14 protein-coding genes and 1 riboswitch are annotated in these 16,786 nt (G+C 70.9%); of the genes, 11 read left to right on the top strand and 3 right to left on the bottom strand.

Features of this window, described 5'->3' with window-relative positions:
• Window positions 1-166 precede the first annotated feature (166 nt).
• Window positions 167-2,008, top strand: coding sequence for a hypothetical protein (locus ABT034_RS17715; RefSeq protein WP_351216095.1), 1,842 nt, complete (start codon window positions 167-169; stop codon window positions 2,006-2,008).
• 248 nt (window positions 2,009-2,256) lie between these two features.
• On the opposite strand, the gene ABT034_RS17710 is transcribed toward ABT034_RS17715, so the two are convergent.
• Window positions 2,257-4,626, bottom strand: a complete 2,370-nt coding sequence (locus ABT034_RS17710; protein WP_351216093.1) for a chitinase C-terminal domain-containing protein — start codon at window positions 4,624-4,626, stop codon at window positions 2,257-2,259.
• A 243-nt stretch (window positions 4,627-4,869) separates the two neighbouring features.
• Window positions 4,870-4,999: riboswitch (FMN riboswitch) on the top strand.
• 174 nt (window positions 5,000-5,173) lie between these two features.
• Here ABT034_RS17710 and ribD point away from each other — a divergent pair.
• From ribD to ABT034_RS17660, 10 genes are all read left to right on the top strand, one after another.
• Window positions 5,174-6,247, top strand: coding sequence for a bifunctional diaminohydroxyphosphoribosylaminopyrimidine deaminase/5-amino-6-(5-phosphoribosylamino)uracil reductase RibD (gene ribD, locus ABT034_RS17705; RefSeq protein ID WP_351216091.1), 1,074 nt, complete (start codon window positions 5,174-5,176; stop codon window positions 6,245-6,247).
• A 2-nt stretch (window positions 6,248-6,249) separates the two neighbouring features.
• Window positions 6,250-6,870 (top strand): riboflavin synthase, encoded by a 621-nt coding sequence (locus tag ABT034_RS17700; RefSeq protein ID WP_351216089.1) that lies wholly within the window; start codon window positions 6,250-6,252, stop codon window positions 6,868-6,870.
• 44 nt (window positions 6,871-6,914) lie between these two features.
• Window positions 6,915-7,508, top strand: a complete 594-nt coding sequence (locus ABT034_RS17695) for a nicotinamide mononucleotide transporter family protein (protein WP_351216361.1) — start codon at window positions 6,915-6,917, stop codon at window positions 7,506-7,508.
• Window positions 7,505-8,794, top strand: a complete 1,290-nt coding sequence (locus tag ABT034_RS17690; RefSeq protein WP_351216087.1) for a bifunctional 3,4-dihydroxy-2-butanone-4-phosphate synthase/GTP cyclohydrolase II — start codon at window positions 7,505-7,507, stop codon at window positions 8,792-8,794. The genes ABT034_RS17695 and ABT034_RS17690 overlap by 4 nt, the downstream gene beginning before the upstream one ends.
• 31 nt (window positions 8,795-8,825) lie before the next feature.
• Window positions 8,826-9,311, top strand: a complete 486-nt coding sequence (gene ribH, locus ABT034_RS17685; protein ID WP_024760819.1) for a 6,7-dimethyl-8-ribityllumazine synthase — start codon at window positions 8,826-8,828, stop codon at window positions 9,309-9,311.
• 35 nt (window positions 9,312-9,346) lie between these two features.
• Window positions 9,347-9,628 (top strand): phosphoribosyl-ATP diphosphatase, encoded by a 282-nt coding sequence (locus ABT034_RS17680; RefSeq protein ID WP_351216085.1) that lies wholly within the window; start codon window positions 9,347-9,349, stop codon window positions 9,626-9,628.
• A 48-nt stretch (window positions 9,629-9,676) separates the two neighbouring features.
• A complete protein-coding gene (gene hisG / locus ABT034_RS17675; protein ID WP_351216083.1) occupies window positions 9,677-10,525 on the top strand; it encodes an ATP phosphoribosyltransferase in 849 nt (282 codons plus the stop codon).
• A gap of 41 nt (window positions 10,526-10,566) precedes the next feature.
• Window positions 10,567-11,022 (top strand): PH domain-containing protein, encoded by a 456-nt coding sequence (locus ABT034_RS17670; protein WP_351216081.1) that lies wholly within the window; start codon window positions 10,567-10,569, stop codon window positions 11,020-11,022.
• A 270-nt stretch (window positions 11,023-11,292) separates the two neighbouring features.
• A complete protein-coding gene (locus tag ABT034_RS17665) occupies window positions 11,293-12,747 on the top strand; it encodes a hemolysin family protein (RefSeq protein WP_351216079.1) in 1,455 nt (484 codons plus the stop codon).
• Window positions 12,744-13,823 (top strand): hemolysin family protein, encoded by a 1,080-nt coding sequence (locus ABT034_RS17660; RefSeq protein ID WP_351216077.1) that lies wholly within the window; start codon window positions 12,744-12,746, stop codon window positions 13,821-13,823. The genes ABT034_RS17665 and ABT034_RS17660 overlap by 4 nt, the downstream gene beginning before the upstream one ends.
• Here the strand turns inward: ABT034_RS17660 and ABT034_RS17655 are convergent.
• Window positions 13,820-15,745 (bottom strand): AAA family ATPase, encoded by a 1,926-nt coding sequence (locus ABT034_RS17655; RefSeq protein ID WP_351216075.1) that lies wholly within the window; start codon window positions 15,743-15,745, stop codon window positions 13,820-13,822. The two genes, ABT034_RS17660 and ABT034_RS17655, sit on opposite strands and share 4 nt — an antisense overlap.
• Window positions 15,746-16,054: 309 nt before the next feature.
• The gene (locus tag ABT034_RS17650) at window positions 16,055-16,684 is read right to left on the bottom strand and encodes a uridine kinase family protein (protein WP_351216073.1); all 630 of its coding nucleotides are present in this window, start codon (window positions 16,682-16,684) and stop codon (window positions 16,055-16,057) included.
• Window positions 16,685-16,786 lie beyond the last annotated feature (102 nt).

Genomic DNA, 16,786 nt, shown 5'->3' with positions numbered 1-16,786 from the left:
GGGAACAGCCCTTACAAGCGGTGTGGCGACCCCAACCATGAGCACTTTCTGTGACCGTCAAACCACTTAGTGTAATGACGGTTGGAGTGTGCCGACCATGACGGAGCATGCCGCGGTGTGCTCGATGAGAGGGATACGGATGACAGGTACGGTTGCGGCGCGCCCGATGAGTGCCCGGAAGTTCCTCGCCACACCGGCAGGCGTGGCACTGCGACAGGGGCAGCGGTCGGGGCGCTTCTTCGATCACATCGGCACGATCATCGATCTGGTCGACCTGGTGGATTCCATCGCGGGCGGCGGGCCCGGCATGGACATCGAGGACATCCTCAACAACCACCAGGAGCTCCTCGACCGGATCCTGAAGCAGCAGGAGGAGATCTCCAGCGGCATCGGCGGCATCAACGACAACATCCAGGGCATCGGTGGCGACATCGATCAGATCAAGGATCTGATCGGCCAGATCGGCGAAGGCCAGGACGAGGCCAGGGCGCTCCTGGAATCGATCCTCGCCGAGCAGCGCAGGATGGCGCGGGAGATCAACCGCAATCTGCAGATCATCTCCAACCAGGTCCAGGGCGTATGGACGGAGATGAACAGCTGGTTCGCGCTGACGATCACCGCGATCGCCGGCATGGCCGATACCCTCGCCGAGATCCAGCAGCAGCTCGCCCGCATCGAGGAACTCCTCGAGGAAGTGTTGGCGGAGATCGCCGAACTCCATGACCGCGTCGACTGGAACGCGGTCATCTCCATGTTCGCCGAGCACGAGCACCGGGTCGGCTACTGCATCGAGATGATGATGGCGATCACCGTCCTGCCCACCGACCCCCAGCGGGAGGGCGCCGGTGGCCCCGCTCTGAAGGTGGACGCCGACGGACTGGAGTCCTGGGCGCGCGCGGTGACCGACGAGGTCAGCGGACTGCCGTACTCGCTGTACTGCCTGCACCGTGTACTCGTGGGCGACACCCTGCTGGGCAAGTCGCTGATGCACGTCTTCTGCGACCTGATGGCGCACAAGGAGGAGGTCGGCTACCGGGGAGCGGCACGCTACTTCTTCAAGCTCGCATCCGTCGAAGCCCAGGGCTTCGCCGCTCTGGCCAAGGCCCGCCAGGCCATCAACCTGCCCGAGGTCGACTACGCCGGGCTGCTTCGCGAGAGGCTGCTCGTCCAGACGGCGAGCGTCAACGCGGCCCTGGAGTCGGCGTACGGCGTCGCGGAGTGGAACGACGCCGTGACCAGGGAGGACTGGATCCCCTACGGGTTGAGGGGATACGTCCCCGCCGTTCCACCGGAACCCATTTACTTCGTTGTGGAGAACAACCGCCAGCTGATCGGCGCGATCGGCTTCCCGGACGAGCCGTCCAGCGTGCTCGGCGAGTCGCGCACGGCCGTGGAGTTCTACGTCGGCAATGCCGTGCCGGGCAGCAGGATCATCGACAGTGCCTCGGTGCGCACCATGCCATGGATGCGCGGGACCACACCCGTGGCGGCGATGATGCTGGCGACGGCGATCAAGGAGGAGAACCCCGCCACCGGCGCGCTCCACAAGTACCTGCGCTACTACCCGCAGCACTTCGTGTTCGACCCCAAGTACGTCATGGTCGGCCTCAGGGCATCCGCCAGGGACGGCGTGACCATCCTTGAGCCACTCGTCGCCATGTACGACGAGGAAACCGGCACCACCTCCTGGGACGGCACCTCCGGGGGACTGTGGGCAGCCGTCCTGGACGAGTCCTGCAAGCCCACCAGCGTGGACCTCGGTGACGCAGACCGGCCCCTCGACCAGCTCCCCCCTTGGCAGAGGGAGCCTCACGCCACGGCTCCCGCGCGCGACCACCGATTCACCGACCTCCGCGCAGTGGGGGGCTTCCGCATCAGCTTCAAGCGCGACGGCGACAAGATGTGGTTCCGCCCCGGCCTCCTGGACGACACCTGGGAAGAACGCACCATGCTCCCCGCCAACCCCCAGTCCGACTACCTCCTCTACGAAGCCGTAGACCTGCCCTGACTCCAGAACAGACTCGGCCGAACTGCCCCATGCGCGGAAACGCGCCCGCGCCGCGCCCCGGACAGGGGGGCGCGGCGCGGAGGGGGGTCCCGGCGGCGGCAAGGGCCGTGATCCGCCGCCGGGGGTTTCAGAGGGGGTGCGTCAGCAGGGGGTGCGCCTCAGCAGGCACGTCAGCCTCGGCAGGTGCCTCAGCAGGCACGTCAGCCTCGGCAGGTGCCTCAGCAGGCACGTCAGCCTCGGCAGGTGCCTCAGCAGGCGCCGAGGTCCTTCCAGACGCCCCACTCGCCGGTCTTGCCCGGCTCCTCGTTCTGCGTCCACCACTGGGCCTTCCACTTGCGGCCGACGTGGGAGACCTCGTTGCCCGCGTTGTAGACCGTGCCGGCCACGTACGCCGGGACGGTGCAGCCCGTGGTGGGCGGCGTCGTCGGAGGCGTGGTCGGGGGAGTCGTCGGCGGGGTGGTGGGCGGCGTGGTCGGCGGGGTGGTCGGCGGGGTCGTGGAGCCCGGCTCCACCACCGTCGTACCGCGCGCCAGGTCACCGGCGAGGGCGTACGTCGTGCCGTTGATGTTCACCGTCCAGTTGGAGGGGGTGGACACCGGCAGGTAGTAGTTGAACGCCAGGTCGACCGTGGCGCCCGGGGCGAGCGACTGCCAGGCCGGGAGCTTCAGGGAGACGCGGTGGAAGTCGCCCTTCAGACCGCCCACGTTGGAGCCCGTGTGGTCGCTGCTGATCACCTTCGTGCCGAAGCCCGACTGGTCGGAGGCGTTGGCCGGGGCCGAGGTCCCGTAGTCGAACTGGAACTCCGTGCCGCCCGGCAGGGTCGCCGCCGTGTTGTTGGTGATCTTGATCTTCGGGGTGATCGGGTAGTTCGAGTCGCCCAGCTTGAACTCGGTGAACTGGGCGTCGATCTTCACGGCCTGGGTCGGCAGCGCCTTGTTCGACTTCTTCGCGCCGTACGGGGTGGCCGACTTGAACTTGTCGTACATCAGCGAGGTGAGCGTGGAGCCCATCTCGTACTGGCCCTTGGCGGCGTTCCAGGCGTAGTCACCGGCCATCTCCCAGACCATGGTGCCGCCGATGCCCTTGGCGACCACGTAGTCGGCCTTCGCGGCCACCGACTGCTCGTCCTCGGTGGAGAGGAAGACCTTCTTCTGCGCGTTCCACAGCCACGGCGCGACCAGGGTCGAGTCGTACTTGCGGGCGTAGGTGCCGGTCAGCGTGGTGTTCGCCGGGAAGCCGTACTGCGTGACGTAGTCGCCGACGATCCCCTTCTCCAGGTTCTTGGCGTGCCACATCGGGTTGGAGCCGGCGGGCGACTCGGCACCGTTGGTGTCCTTGTCGTGCCACAGGTTGTCGATGCCGACGGCGCCGTCACCGCACTTGGTCAGACCGGCTCCGGCCGGGCAGGTGGCCGCGGAGGCCTTGCCCCACAGCCCGTCGGTGCCGCCCTGCACGTTCTTGTGGCCGCGGGTGTAGTAGGGCAGGCCGATGTTGATCCGGCCGGCCGGCATCGAGCCGCGGAAGTAGTGGTACGCCCAGTCGGTGTTGAGGTAGCCGATGTTGCCGTACTGCGCCGAGCCGTAGACGTTGGCCGCGGCGAGCTCGCCGTCCTTGCCGTCGTCGAAGAGGGAGGCGTTGGGCCCGACGTACTCGTTCCAGGCGCCGTGCAGGTCGTAGGACATGATGTTGACGTAGTCCAGATACTTCTGCATCTGGAAGGTCTCCATGCCCCGCAGCAGGTAGCCGGAGGAGGGGGCGGCGACGGTCAGCAGGTAGTGCTTGCCGTCGGCGGCGCCGGCCTTGTCCAGCTTCTCGCGCAGGGACTTCATGAGGGCCGCGTAACCCTGCACGAGCCCGGCGCGGCGCGCGTTGGCGAGCGGCCAGTCGAGCGGGTTGCCGGCGTCCTTCATGGTCGTCGGGTACTCGTAGTCGATGTCGACGCCGTTGAACCCGTACTTCCGGATGAACTCGACGGACGAGGTGGCGAAGGTGTCGATCCCGGCCTGGTTGACCGAACCGTCGGCGTTGGTGGCCATCGAGTAGAAGCCGCCGGAGTTCACCCGGTCGCCGTTGTCGGCGAAGTACCCGCCCGTCTCGGCCCAGCCGCCGACCGAGATCAGCGTCTTCACGTTCGGGTGCTGCTTCTTGAACTTGTTGAGCAGGTTGAAGTGGCCCTTGTAGGCGTACGCGGGATCCATCTCGGCGCCGGCGACACCGGGCCAGGTCATCCCGGTGGCCGCGTTGTTCGGACCGTCCGCGCCGACGGAGAGCTTGTTGTCCCCGTTGACGTGCCCGAAGGCGTAGTTGATGTGGGTGATCTTCTCCCACGGGATGTCCTTGGCCAGGTACGCGGACTGGCCGTTCTTGCCGGTGCGCCAGCCCGTGAAGTAGCCGATGACCCGGCGCTGGTGGTCCGCGCCCATCTTCTCGCGGCCCTCGGTGTCGTAGACCGAGCAGTACGGGACGTCGACGCCGGGCGTCTTGTAGAGCCCGTCGGGGCGACAGGACTCGTTGTCGGCCGCGTACGAGACGCCGCCGGCGAGCGAGCTGAGCAGCAGCCCGGCGACGGCCGCGCCGGAAGCGAGCAGCGAGGCTCTCTTCGTGGTGGGGGACAACACGATCAGTTCCTCCTGGGGAGGTGGTCATACACAACGAACAAGGGGGTGGGTCGTGTTGGGCCCGTGGAGTGCGCACGCCGTCGGACCGTTACCTCGGAGGTGACACGGAGATTAAGAGGACTAGACCAGTGCGTCAATAGGTCTGGACCAAAGAGGTCGCAATGGGGAGTGTGTGAGCCAGCCCACAGGATCTCGGCCGTATCGCCTCACGCGGGTCGTGGCACACTGGCCCTGTATCAGCAGCAGCGCACTCCGGGGTCGGTGTAATTCCGAACCGGCGGTATAGTCCGCGACCCGTCCGCAGCCAGCGGCCGGTTGACCAGGTGAGATTCCTGGACCGACGGTGAAAGTCCGGATGGGAGGCAGTGCGCGGCGGGTGACCCCTCTCAGGGGTGTGCCGGCCGTACGTCCGCTGGTCGCCGTGTCGTCACCGATTCGGCGTACCCGGAGGACGCGGCTTCCGCGCACCCTGCGCCAGGTGTCGTTCCCGCTCTCTGTCGTCATCGACAGGCCCCGGAGTCCGTGCCCGAAGAGGCAGGAGGACCCGGTGGCCCAGCAGGCCGACACCACCGCCATGCGACGCGCCGTCGAGCTCGCCGCCCGCGGACTCGGCGCCACCAGCCCCAACCCCGTCGTCGGCTGCGTCATCACCGACGCCTCCGGACACCGGGTCGGCGAGGGCTGGCACCAGCGCGCCGGAGGCCCCCACGCCGAGGTCCACGCACTGCGCGAGGCCGGCGTCCTCGCCCGCGGCGGCACCGCCTACGTCACCCTCGAACCCTGCAACCACACCGGCCGCACCGGGCCCTGCGCCCAGGCCCTGATCGAGGCCGGGATCAGCCGGGTCGTGTACGCGGTCGGCGACCCGAACCCGCAGGCCACGGGCGGTGCCGACACCCTGCGCGCCGCAGGGCTCGAGGTCTCCGGCGGCCTCCTCGCCGACGAGGCCGAGGCGGTCAACATCGCCTGGCTCACCTCCGTACGCCACGGCCGCCCCTTCGTCCGCTGGAAGTACGCCGCCACCTTCGACGGCCGCATCGCCGCCGCCGACGGCACCTCCCGCTGGATCACCTCCGCCGAGTCCCGCGCCGACGTCCACCGGCTGCGCGCCGAGGCCGACGCCGTCGTCGTCGGCTCCGGCACCGCCCGCGCCGACGACCCCCACCTGGCCGTACGCGGCATCGAAGGTGCCGTCCAGCCGCTGCGGGTCGTCGTCGACACCGAGGCGACCGCGGTGAAGCCCGGCGCCCGGATCCTGGACGACGCGGCGCCCACCCTGATCGCGATCGCCGAGGACGCCGGGACGGCCCTCCCCGACGTCGTACGCCTCCCCAGGGCCGAGCGCGGCCTGTCCGTACCCGCCCTCCTGGACGCCCTCCACGCGCGCGGTGTCCGCTCCGTCCTCCTCGAAGGCGGCCCCACCCTCGCGGGCGCCTTCGTCGCCGCGGGCGCCGTCGACGAGGTCGTCGGCTACCTCGCCCCCGTCCTCCTCGGCGCGGGCCCCGCGGCCCTCGCCGACGCCGGAATCAGCACCATCACCGAAGCGTTGCGGCTCGACATCACCGATATCTCGGATATCGGATCCGATATCCGCATCACCGCCACCCTCAAGGGAGCCTGACCGTGTTCACCGGAATCGTCGAAGAACTGGGCGAGGTCGTCGCCGTCGAGCAGCTGGAGGACGCCTCCCGCTTCCGACTGCGCGGCCCCCTGGTCACGGAAGGCGCCCAGCACGGCGACTCCATCGCCGTCAACGGTGTCTGTCTCACGGTCGTCGAGTTCGGCGACGGCGAGTTCACCGCCGACGTCATGGCCGAGACCCTCAAGCGGTCCAGCCTCGGCGCCCTGGAGGTCGGCACCCGCGTCAACCTGGAGCGGCCCATGGCCGTCGGCGGCCGCCTCGGCGGCCACATCGTCCAGGGCCACGTGGACGGCACCGGCACGATCCTGGACCGGACCCCGTCCGAGCACTGGGAACTCGTCAAGGTCGGCCTTCCCGCCCACCTCTCCCGGTACGTCGTCGAGAAGGGCTCGATCACGGTCGACGGCGTCAGCCTCACCGTCGTCGAGGTCACCGACGACTGGTTCACCATCAGCCTCATCCCCACCACCCTCGACCTGACCACGCTCGGCATCAAGAAGAGCGGCGACCCGGTCAACCTCGAAGTGGACGTCATCGCCAAGTACGTCGAGCGGCTGCTCGGCACCGGCGCGGGACCCGAAGCCAAGGAGAACGTCAAGTGAACTGGCTCAACTCCGAGGCCTTCACCGTCCTGGACCAGCGCATCATGTGGTCCGACATGATCGGCAACACGATCGGACTCATAGCCCTCGCGCTCGGCTGGCGCCGCTCCATCCTCACCTGGCCCGCCCAGCTGCTCTCCGGTCTGATCCTGGTCGGCGCCTACGCCTCCGCGAACCTCGCCGGCGGCGTCGGCAAGCAGCTCCTCGTCATCGGCGTCGCCGCCTGGGGCTGGTGGCAGTGGAACCGGGGTAGGCAGCAGGCCCAGGACGGCTCCATCGCCGTCCGCTTCGCCACCTGGAAGGAGCGCGGGCTGCTCCTCGCGGGCGCGGTCGCCGGCACCCTCGCCGTCGGCGGGCTCTTCACCCTCTACCCGTCGCTCTCCTGGAGCCCGTGGGCCGACGCGTACATCTTCGTCGGCACCCTCGTCGCGATGATCGCGCAGGCCCGCGGCCTGGTCGAGTTCTGGTTCGCCTGGCTCCTCGTCGACCTCGTCGGCGTCCCCCTCGCCTTCAACAGCGGCCTCGCCTTCTCCGGCCTGGTGTACGTCATCTACTTCGCCCTCGTCATCTGGGGCATGCGCGACTGGTGGCTCCGGACGCGTACGACCTCCGCCGCTCTGGAAGGAGCACACGCATGAGCGCCGCCCTTCCCCCCTGGGACGCCACCGACCTCGCCCTCGACCCCGTCGAGCAGGCCATCCGCGACATCGCCGCCGGCCGCCCCGTCGTCGTCGTCGACGACGAGGACCGCGAGAACGAGGGCGACCTCGTCATCGCCGCCGAGAAGGCCACGCCCGAGATCGTCGCCTTCATGATGAGCGAGTGCCGCGGCCTGATCTGCGCCCCCATGGAGGACGACGAACTGGAGCGCCTCCAGCTCCCGCAGATGGTCGAGCACAACACCGAGTCGATGCGGACCGCCTTCACCGTCTCCGTGGACGCGAGCCCCGCGCACGGCGTCACCACCGGCATCTCCGCCGCCGACCGCGCCACCACCCTGCGGATGCTCGCGAGCGGCGCCCACGAACCCTCCGACTTCGTCCGCCCCGGCCACGTCTTCCCGCTGCGCGCCAAGGCGGGCGGAGTTCTCGTCCGCAACGGCCACACCGAGGCCGCCGTCGACCTCGCCCGCCTCGCGGGCCTGCGCCCGGCCGGCGCGATCGTCGAGATCGCCGGCGAGGACGGCGTCATGCTGCGCCTGCCCGAGCTGGTCCCCTTCGCCCGCAAGCACGGGCTGACGATCATCTCCATCGAGGACCTGATCGCCTACCGGCGCTCCGCCGAGCCGACCGTCCGCCGCGAGGCCGAGGTCCAGCTCCCCACCGCGCACGGCGACTTCACCGCGTACGGCTACCGCTCCACGGTCGACGGCGTCGAGCACGTCGCCCTCGTCCACGGCGACATCGAGAACACGGCCGACGGCGAGGGCGTCCTGGTCCGGGTCCACTCCGAGTGCCTGACCGGCGACATCTTCCACTCGCTGCGCTGCGACTGCGGCCCCCAGCTCCAGGCCTCGATGGACCGGATCCAGGAGGCCGGCCGCGGAGTCGTCGTCTACCTCAGGGGCCACGAGGGCCGCGGCATCGGCCTGCTGTCCAAGCTGCGCGCGTACGAGCTCCAGGAGCGCGGCCGCGACACCCTCGACGCCAACCTGGAACTCGGGCTGCCCGCCGACGCCCGCGACTACGCGGCCGGCGCGCAGATCCTCGTCGACCTCGGCCTCCGCCGGGTGCGCCTGATGACCAACAACCCCGAGAAGGTCGACGCCCTCACCCGGCACGGCCTGACGGTCGAGGCCCGCGAGCCCATGCCGGTCACGGCCGGCGAGCACAACCTCCGCTACCTGCGCACCAAGCGGGACCGGATGGGCCACGACCTGCCATGGCTGGACGGCTCCCCGGCCTCCACCTGCGGCAACCAGTAAACCTTTCACTTCGTACGGTTCAAGGAGAGACATGAGCGGCAAGGGCGCACCCGTCCTCAGCGTGAAGAACTGCGGCGACCTGCGGGTCGCGGTCATCGCGGCCCAGTGGCACGAGAAGATCATGGACGGCCTGGTCGACGGCGCCCTGCGCGCCCTGAGCGAGCTCGGCATCGACGAGCCGACCCTGCTCCGCGTCCCCGGCAGCTTCGAGCTCCCGGTCGTGGCGAAGGTCCTCGCCGGCCGCGGCTACGATGCCATCGTGGCGCTCGGCGTCGTCATCCGCGGCGGAACGCCGCACTTCGAGTACGTGTGCCAGGGCGTCACCCACGGCCTCACCCAGGTCTCGATCGACACCGGCGTACCCGTCGGATTCGGCGTCCTCACCGTCGACAACGAAGAGCAGGCCCTCGACCGGGCCGGCCTCGAAGGCTCCAGCGAGGACAAGGGCCACGAGGCCGTCACCGCCGCCGTCGCCACCGCGACCACGCTGCGCACGGTCAGCGAACCCTGGCGCTGAGTGCGCGACCCTTACCCCGTACTCTTAGGACCATCATGGCGAACGGAACCCGTAAAAGCTTCGAAGAGCTCTTCGCCGAGCTCAAGGCCAAGGCCGAGACCGGCGACCCGGCCACCTCCCGCACCGCGGAGCTGGTGGACAAGGGCGTCCATGCCATCGGCAAGAAGGTCGTCGAAGAGGCCGCCGAGGTCTGGATGGCCGCCGAGTACGAGAGCAAGGAAGCCGCCGCCGAGGAGATCTCGCAGCTGCTGTACCACGTCCAGGTGATGATGGTCGCCCGCGGGATCTCGCTCGACGACGTCTACGCGCACCTCTGAGCCCCACGTCCCACCCTCCGCAACTCCCAGGCAAAGGAAGCCCCACCCATGCTGCGCATCGCCGTTCCCAACAAGGGTTCCCTCTCCGGACCTGCGTCGGCAATGCTCCATGAGGCCGGCTACCGCCAGCGCAAGGAGTCCAAGGAGCTGGTGGTCATCGACCCCGACAACGAGGTCGAGTTCTTCTACTTGCGTCCGAAGGACATCGCGATCTACGTCGCCTCCGGGAAGCTGGACATCGGCATCACCGGCCGTGACCTGCTCCTGGACTCCGGCGCCAGCGCCGAGGAGATCCTCCCGCTGAACTTCGGCCGCTCCACCTTCCGGTACGCGACCCGCCCGGGCACCGCGAGCGGCCCCGAGGACTTCGGCGGCATGACGATCGCCACCTCCTACGAGGGCATCGTCGCCAAGCACCTCGCCGACCAGGGGATCGACGCCTCCGTCGTCCACCTCGACGGCGCCGTCGAGACCGCGATCCAGCTGGGCGTCGCCCAGATCATCGCGGACGTCGTCGAGACCGGCACCAGCCTGCGCAACGCCGGCCTCGAGGTCATCGGCGAGCCGATCCTGACCTCCGAGGCCGTCGTCGTCCGCCGCCACGGCGCCGAGGACGACAACCCGCAGGTCCAGCAGTTCCTCCGCCGCCTCCAGGGCGTCCTCGTCGCCCGCTCGTACGTGATGATGGACTACGACTGCCGCGCCGAGCACCTGGAGCAGGCCGTCGCCCTCACCCCGGGCCTGGAGTCGCCGACCGTCTCCCCGCTGCACAACGAGGGCTGGGTCGCGGTCCGAGCGATGGTCCCCGCCAAGGAGGCGCAGCGGATCATGGACGACCTGTATGAGATCGGCGCCCGCGCCATCCTCACCACCGCCATCCACGCCTGCCGCCTCTGACGGCACGGACCGTCCCGCCCGAAGGCCCCGAGGAACCCCCGATGTCCCAGCCCTCCGTCCCCGCCCTCCCGGTCACCTTCCGTCCCGGGCGCACCCGGGCCGTCCTGCTGACCGCGGGGCTCGTGATGTTCGTCGTCGTCACCACCGTGGCGCTGATGCTGGAACGGCTCGGACCGGGGGAGCGCGTCAGTTTCGTCTTCGTCGCCGCGCTGCTCGCGGGGGTGCTCGTGCTGCTGAGCCGCCCCAAGGTCGTCGCGGACGACGAGGGCGTCACCGTCGTCAACATCACCCGGACCCGGCGGCTCGCCTGGGCGGAGATCCTCAAGGTCAACCTGCGCCCCGGTGACGCCTGGGTCTTCCTGGACCTGAGCGACGGCACCAGCCTGCCGGCGCTCGGCATCCAGCCCGGTATCGCCAAGGAAGCGGCCATCCGGGACGCCCGCGCGCTGCGGGCCCTCGCCGAGACCCACGGGACGGGCGCGGAGAAGGCGGCCTGATCCGGTCTCCCGGGAGCACGGGGACACGCCGGGGCTTCCCCTCCGGCGGAACCCGGGTCCGTCCCCCATCCGGGGTCGGCCCTCTGCCCCTCGGGGCGCTCGCTTGACTACTCTGGAGGCGGTGGTGCCGAGCGGCACCACCGCCTCGCGTGTGCAGGGCCGCCGACGCGGCCCGCGAGGCCACACCCTTCGACCCGAGGAGTGACTCCCTCCAGCAATGGACGGATCGTCCGGTAATACCCGCGCCGCCCTCTCCCCGGAGGCGGCGCCGTGATCGTCTCCCTTCTGCTGCTCGTCGCGGCCTTCGCCCTCATCCTCGCCAACGGCTTCTTCGTGGCCGCCGAGTTCGGTCTCGTGACCGTCGAACGCGCCGAGGCCGAGCGGGCCGCGGCCGCCGGCGACCGGCGCGCCCGCACCGTCGTCACCGCCCTGCGCGAGCTGTCCTTCCAGCTCTCCGGCACCCAGCTGGGCATCACGCTCACCTCCCTCGTCGTCGGCATGCTCGCCGAGCCCGCGCTCGCCGGACTGCTGCACGGCCCGCTCACCGCGACCGGACTGCCCGCAGGGGCCGTCTCCGGGATCTCGGTGGTGATCGGGATGCTGCTCGCCTCCGCCGTCCAGATGGTGGTCGGCGAGCTCGTCCCGAAGAACTGGGCGGTCTCCCGGCCGCTCCAGGTGGCCCGCTTCGTGGCCACCCCGCAGCGCCACTTCTCCGCCGTCTTCCGGCCGGTGATCTCCCTCCTGAACCGGGTCGCCAACCGCTTGGTACGGCTCCTCGGCGTCGAGCCCACCGAGGAGCTGGACTCGGTCCGCACCCCCGGTGAGCTGGTCTCCCTGGCCCGGCACTCCGCCCTGGCCGGCGCCCTCGAACAGGACACCGCGGACCTCTTCGTACGGACCCTGTCCCTCGGCGGACTCACCGCCGAACAGGTCATGACCCCGCGGGTGAAGGTCAGCGCCCTCCAGTGGGACGCCACCGCGGCCGACGTCCTCAACCTCACCCGGGCCACCGGGCTCTCCCGGTTCCCCGTCTACCGCGACCGCATCGACGAGATCGTCGGCATGGTCCACCTCAAGGACGCGCTCGCCGTCGCCCCGCACGCCCGGCTGCGTACCCCCGTCGGCCGGATCGCGGTCCCGCCGCTCCTCGTGCCCGAGTCACTGCCCGCCCAGACCCTCCTGGAGCGGCTGCGCCGCGAGCAGCCGATCGCGGTGGTCGTCGACGAGTACGGGGGTACGGCCGGGGTCGTCACCCTGGAGGACATCGTCGAGGAACTCGTCGGCGAGGTCCGCGACGAGCACGACACCGTGGGCGACGGGCGGCCGGAGCTGGCCGCCGCCCCCGCCGAGGACGGCCGGCCCGCCTGGGAGGCCGACGGCTCCTGCCGGGTCCACACCCTGCGCCGGATAGGCCTCGACGTGCCCGACGGCCCGTACGAGACCGTCGCCGGCCTCGTCGCCGACCTCCTCGGGCGCATCCCCGCCCCGGGCGACCGCGCGGAACTCCCCGGCTGGCACCTCTCGGTGCGTCAGGTCGACCGCTACCGCGCCGAACGCGTACGCCTCGTACGTACGGACCCGACGCCGACCCCGGAGCCGACAAGGCCCCTGGCCCCGGTCGCGACCGCGGCGGCTACGACCCCGGGGGCGGCGGCCCCGGCCCCCGCCCCGGCCCCTGTCGCCGTCCCCTCGCCCTCCCCGTTGGTCACGGAGGGGGCCCGATGAGCGTCCTTCCCCTCCTCTTCGCCGTCCTCCTGGTCCTCGCCAACGGCTTCTTCGTCGGAGCCGAGTTCGCGCTCGTCTCCGTCCGCCGCAGCCAGATCGAACCGCTCGGCGGCGCCCGCGCCAAGCAGGTGCTGCACGGGCTCGAGAACCTGCCGCAGATGATGGCGGCCGCCCAGTTCGGCATCACCGTCTGCTCCCTGACGCTCGGCGCCGTCGCCGAGCCGACCGTCGCCCGTCTCCTCGAACCCGTCTTCCACGCGGTCGGCGTCCCCGAGGGGCTCATCCATCCCCTCGGTTACGTCATCGCCCTCGCCGCGGTCGTCTTCCTCCACCTCGTCATCGGCGAGATGGTCCCGAAGAACCTGGCGATGGCCGCGCCCGAGCGGACCGCGCTCTGGCTCGCCCCGACCCTCGTCGGCTTCGCCCGGCTCTGCCGTCCCGTGACGGCCGCGCTCGGCGCCTGCGCCCGGCTCGTCCTGCGGGCGTTCAAGGTCGAGCCGAAGGACGAGGTGGAGGCGGTCTTCACCCGCGCCCAACTGGGCCGGCTCGTCGAGGACGCGGGGCTGGCCGGACTGCTCGACCCGGCCGAGCAGGAGCGCCTGGAGGACGCGCTCGAACTGGGCACGCGCCCGGTGACGGACGTCCTCATCGCCCCGGCGTCCCTGGTCACCGTCCCGCCGACGGTCACCCCGCGCGAGATCGAGGAGCTGACCGTACGCACCGGGTACTCGCGCTTCCCGGTCCGCGCCGAGCCGGACGCCGCCTTCCTGGGCTTCGTGCACGTGAAGGACGTCCTCGACCTGGAGGAACGGGAGCGGGCGGTGCCGCCGCGGCTGTGGCGGCCGATGGCCGCCCTCCGCGCCGAACTGCCCCTGGACGACGCCCTCACCGTGATGCGCCGCGCCGCCACCCATCTGGCGCAGGTCGCGGACGGCTCGGGCCGCGTGCTCGGCCTCGTCGCCCTGGAGGACGTCCTGGAGATGCTGGTGGGCGAGGTCCGCGACCCCGCGCACCGGAACCGTCCGGTGCCCGCCCTCCCGTACCCGGCCCAAGGAGTCCGGCGGGCCCCGGCCTAGTACCCCGGCGGCTCCTGCTGCGGGCCGCGGTCGACCGGACCGCGGCCCGACAGGACCTCGCCGTACGCCTGCATGAGGTCGGCGAGCCGGAGCGTGGCGAGGTCCTCCCGGGTCGGGGTGCTGGGGTATCCGGAGAGCCGCAGGTCCCGGTAGGCGCAGGACTTCTCGTACAGGGTGCGCAGGAACCGTCCGTTGCCCAGCTCGTCGATCCAGCCCTGCTCGACGACGTGCCCGCTGATCGAGCGCAGCTCCTCGCGGGCCTCGTCGTCCCAGCCGTCCCCGTTGGCCGCCGCGAGCACCTCGCCGATCGCGGTCAGTTCCAGGGGACGGTACGAGGGGAAGTCGACCCGGGTGGTGAACCGGGAGGACAGGCCGGGGTTGGTGCTGAGCAGCCGGTCCATGCCCTCGGGGTAGCCGGCCAGGATGACCACGAGGTGGTCGCGGTTGTCCTCGGCCCGTTTGAGGAGGACCTGGAGGGCCTCGTCCCCGTAGGCGTCGCCCTTGCTGTAGCCGGTGTTGGAGAGCGCGTACGCCTCGTCGACGAAGAGCACCCCGCCGACGGCCGAGTCGATCAGTTCGTTGGCCTTGACCGCGGTCTGTCCGAGGAACTCTCCCACCAGGTCGGCCCGTTGGGCCTCCACCAGATGGTCCCCGCCGAGCAGCCCGAGGGCGTAGAAGACCCGGCCGAGGATGCGGGCGACCGTGGTCTTCCCGGTGCCCGAGGGCCCGGAGAAGACGAAGTGCCGCTTGGGCGGCTGGACCGGCAGGCCCTGCCCGGCCCGCAGCCGCGCCATCTCCAACTGCGCGGACAACGCCTTGACCTGGCGTTTCACCGGCTCCATGCCGACCATGCCCTCCAGCTCGGCGAGCGCCTCCGCGAGCAGCACCGGATCGGTGGGGCCCTCGGGGAAACGCGGTGGCATCGGCTGGGCCGGCAGGGGCACCTTCTGCCGTACGGTCTCCGGCGGCGTGACCGGCGCCACCGGTGGTACGGGCTCGGGCGCGAGCAGCAGTCCGTCGCCCAGCGGCCCGGGGCCGGGATCGGGTTCGGCGCCCGGCGCGGTGTCCACCGCGTCCTGCCCGAGGCCCCCGCCGGCGGTGCCCAGGGCGACCGTCGCGAGCCCGGCCGGGTCGTCCACGCCGTCGTACCCCTCGAAGCCGTCGTACTCGGCGATCGCGGCGAGGCGCGCGGCCGTGTCCATGAACGTCGGGTCGATCCGGTGCACGGCCCGGTAGAGCGGCAGGGCGGCGGCGCTGCGCCCGGTGCCCTCGTGTGCGCGGGCGAGCCAGTAGCGCAGCTCCTTGCGCTGGGGCTGCTCGCTGCGGCACCGCATCAGCGAGGCCGACAGCAGAGGTTCGGCCTGGCCGTACATCTCAAGCCTGACCCGGGCCATGCCGCCGAAGAGGCCGGCCTCGATGCCGAGGAGCGGGTCGTCGACGAGGGTCTCGGTGTGCCGGACGAGCTGGTCCCAGTCCTTGACGAGATAGGCGCGGCAGGCGTGCAGGAAGCGCACCTGGGGGTCCGTGTCGACCGGGGGGAGCCCCGCGAGGGCCCGGTCGAGCTCCGGTACGTGGCGCCCGTCGAGCCAGTGGGAGGCGTGCGCGAGCAGCAGGTCGCGCGAGCTCTCCAGGACGGGCTGCACCCACCAGCCCAGCCAGTACCAGGAGTTGAGGGTGCGCCGGTACCGGGCCCGCTGCTCGCCGAAGCGGTCGCGGTTGCGGTACATGCGCAGCAGCGCGGTCGTGGTGTCGACCCGGAGCGCGTGCAGCCCGAGCCAGGCGTCCGCCATCCCGGGGTCGATCCGTACCGCCGTCCGGAACTCGTCCTCCGCCTGCGGATAGGCGCCCATCGTGTAGGCGTCGACTCCGCGCAGCCAGGCGAGCTCGGCCGGGGCCTGCGCGCCCTGCGTGCCGATGTCCATCGGGTCCCCCACAACCGTCTTCGCATGGACGGGATTTGACCGCACCTGGGGGCATCGTACCTGCGCAGGGGGTGCGCGCTTAAGGAGAAGCACATGATCCGGAAGCGGTGACCCTGGGTGATCGACAGGGGCCGCGGAGGGCCTCGGAGAGGGCCGTCACGGGCAGAACGAAGCCCCCGATCACGGGGGAACAACCGGGGGCTTCGTGTCTGCGGCGGCTCCGAAAAGCCGCACATTCAGAACGTAAGACCTTTACGCCCCTTGGGTCAAGCGGAGTTGAGGCACTTGCGGAAGCGGACTTTCGGCCCCTCAGTTCACGGACATGAAGCCGTCACGGTACGTGATGATCTGGTCCGCGCCCGCTGTCACACCGGGACCGGGAAGCCAGTCGTACCCCGTCCGGCACTCCCGTACCAAGGTGTCGGCGTGGGGCCGGGAGGGGTCCTCGGCGAAATGGCGAGTCTCCGCCACGGTCCAGCCGTCCCAGAAGGCTGCCTGCTCCGGGCCGTCCCGGTGCCGGCCCCGCGCCCAGGACTCCTCAGGGCCGCGCTCCATCCACAGCAGCCACGCCAGGAACGGCCGCACCGCCTGTCGGCCGACGCCGACGCCCTCGACGAGCACGACGGGGGCGGGAGCCAGCGCGCGTGCCTCCCCGAAGCGCCTCAGCCGCCAGTCGTACGGATGGTAGGAGGCCGTCTCGCCCCGCGAGAGGGGTTCGAGGACCTGCTCCCGCAGCCGGCCTGCCCAGGCGAACAGCTCCTCGTGGGTGGCGAGGTCGTCGAGGTGGAGGACCGGGGCGTCCCCGAGGGCGGCGGAGAGGCGGGCCGCGAGGGTCGACTTCCCGGAGCCCGCGTGGCCGTCGACCCCGATCAGCCGGACCGGCCCGCAGGAGGGCGGCAGCCGGAGCAGCGCGTGCGCCGCGCGGTCGAGGTCGTTCATGGGCCCAGGGTAGGGGAGGGGGACCGCCGCAGGTCAGGAAGGTACCGCCGTCACCGGTCGAGACCAATATTGGTAGGGCGACGCGGGGGCGAAGTGCTGGCG

The sequence above is a fragment of the Streptomyces sp. NPDC002773 genome (assembly GCF_040295605.1).
In the GTDB taxonomy this organism is placed as follows: domain Bacteria; phylum Actinomycetota; class Actinomycetes; order Streptomycetales; family Streptomycetaceae; genus Streptomyces.
Note: the sequence above shows the minus strand (reverse complement) of the source record. Positions and strands in the feature narration are given on the sequence as shown.

Coding starts and splice junctions, on each gene's coding strand:
- ABT034_RS17650 (WP_351216073.1), bottom strand. CDS start 16,684: ATGAACGACCTCGACCGCGCGGCGCACGCGCTGCTCCGGCTGCCGCCC.
- ABT034_RS17680 (WP_351216085.1), top strand. CDS start 9,347: ATGGCGAACGGAACCCGTAAAAGCTTCGAAGAGCTCTTCGCCGAGCTC.
- ABT034_RS17655 (WP_351216075.1), bottom strand. CDS start 15,745: ATGGACATCGGCACGCAGGGCGCGCAGGCCCCGGCCGAGCTCGCCTGG.
- ABT034_RS17660 (WP_351216077.1), top strand. CDS start 12,744: ATGAGCGTCCTTCCCCTCCTCTTCGCCGTCCTCCTGGTCCTCGCCAAC.
- hisG (WP_351216083.1), top strand. CDS start 9,677: ATGCTGCGCATCGCCGTTCCCAACAAGGGTTCCCTCTCCGGACCTGCG.
- ABT034_RS17690 (WP_351216087.1), top strand. CDS start 7,505: ATGAGCGCCGCCCTTCCCCCCTGGGACGCCACCGACCTCGCCCTCGAC.
- ABT034_RS17715 (WP_351216095.1), top strand. CDS start 167: ATGAGTGCCCGGAAGTTCCTCGCCACACCGGCAGGCGTGGCACTGCGA.
- ribH (WP_024760819.1), top strand. CDS start 8,826: ATGAGCGGCAAGGGCGCACCCGTCCTCAGCGTGAAGAACTGCGGCGAC.
- ABT034_RS17695 (WP_351216361.1), top strand. CDS start 6,915: ATGTGGTCCGACATGATCGGCAACACGATCGGACTCATAGCCCTCGCG.
- ABT034_RS17670 (WP_351216081.1), top strand. CDS start 10,567: ATGTCCCAGCCCTCCGTCCCCGCCCTCCCGGTCACCTTCCGTCCCGGG.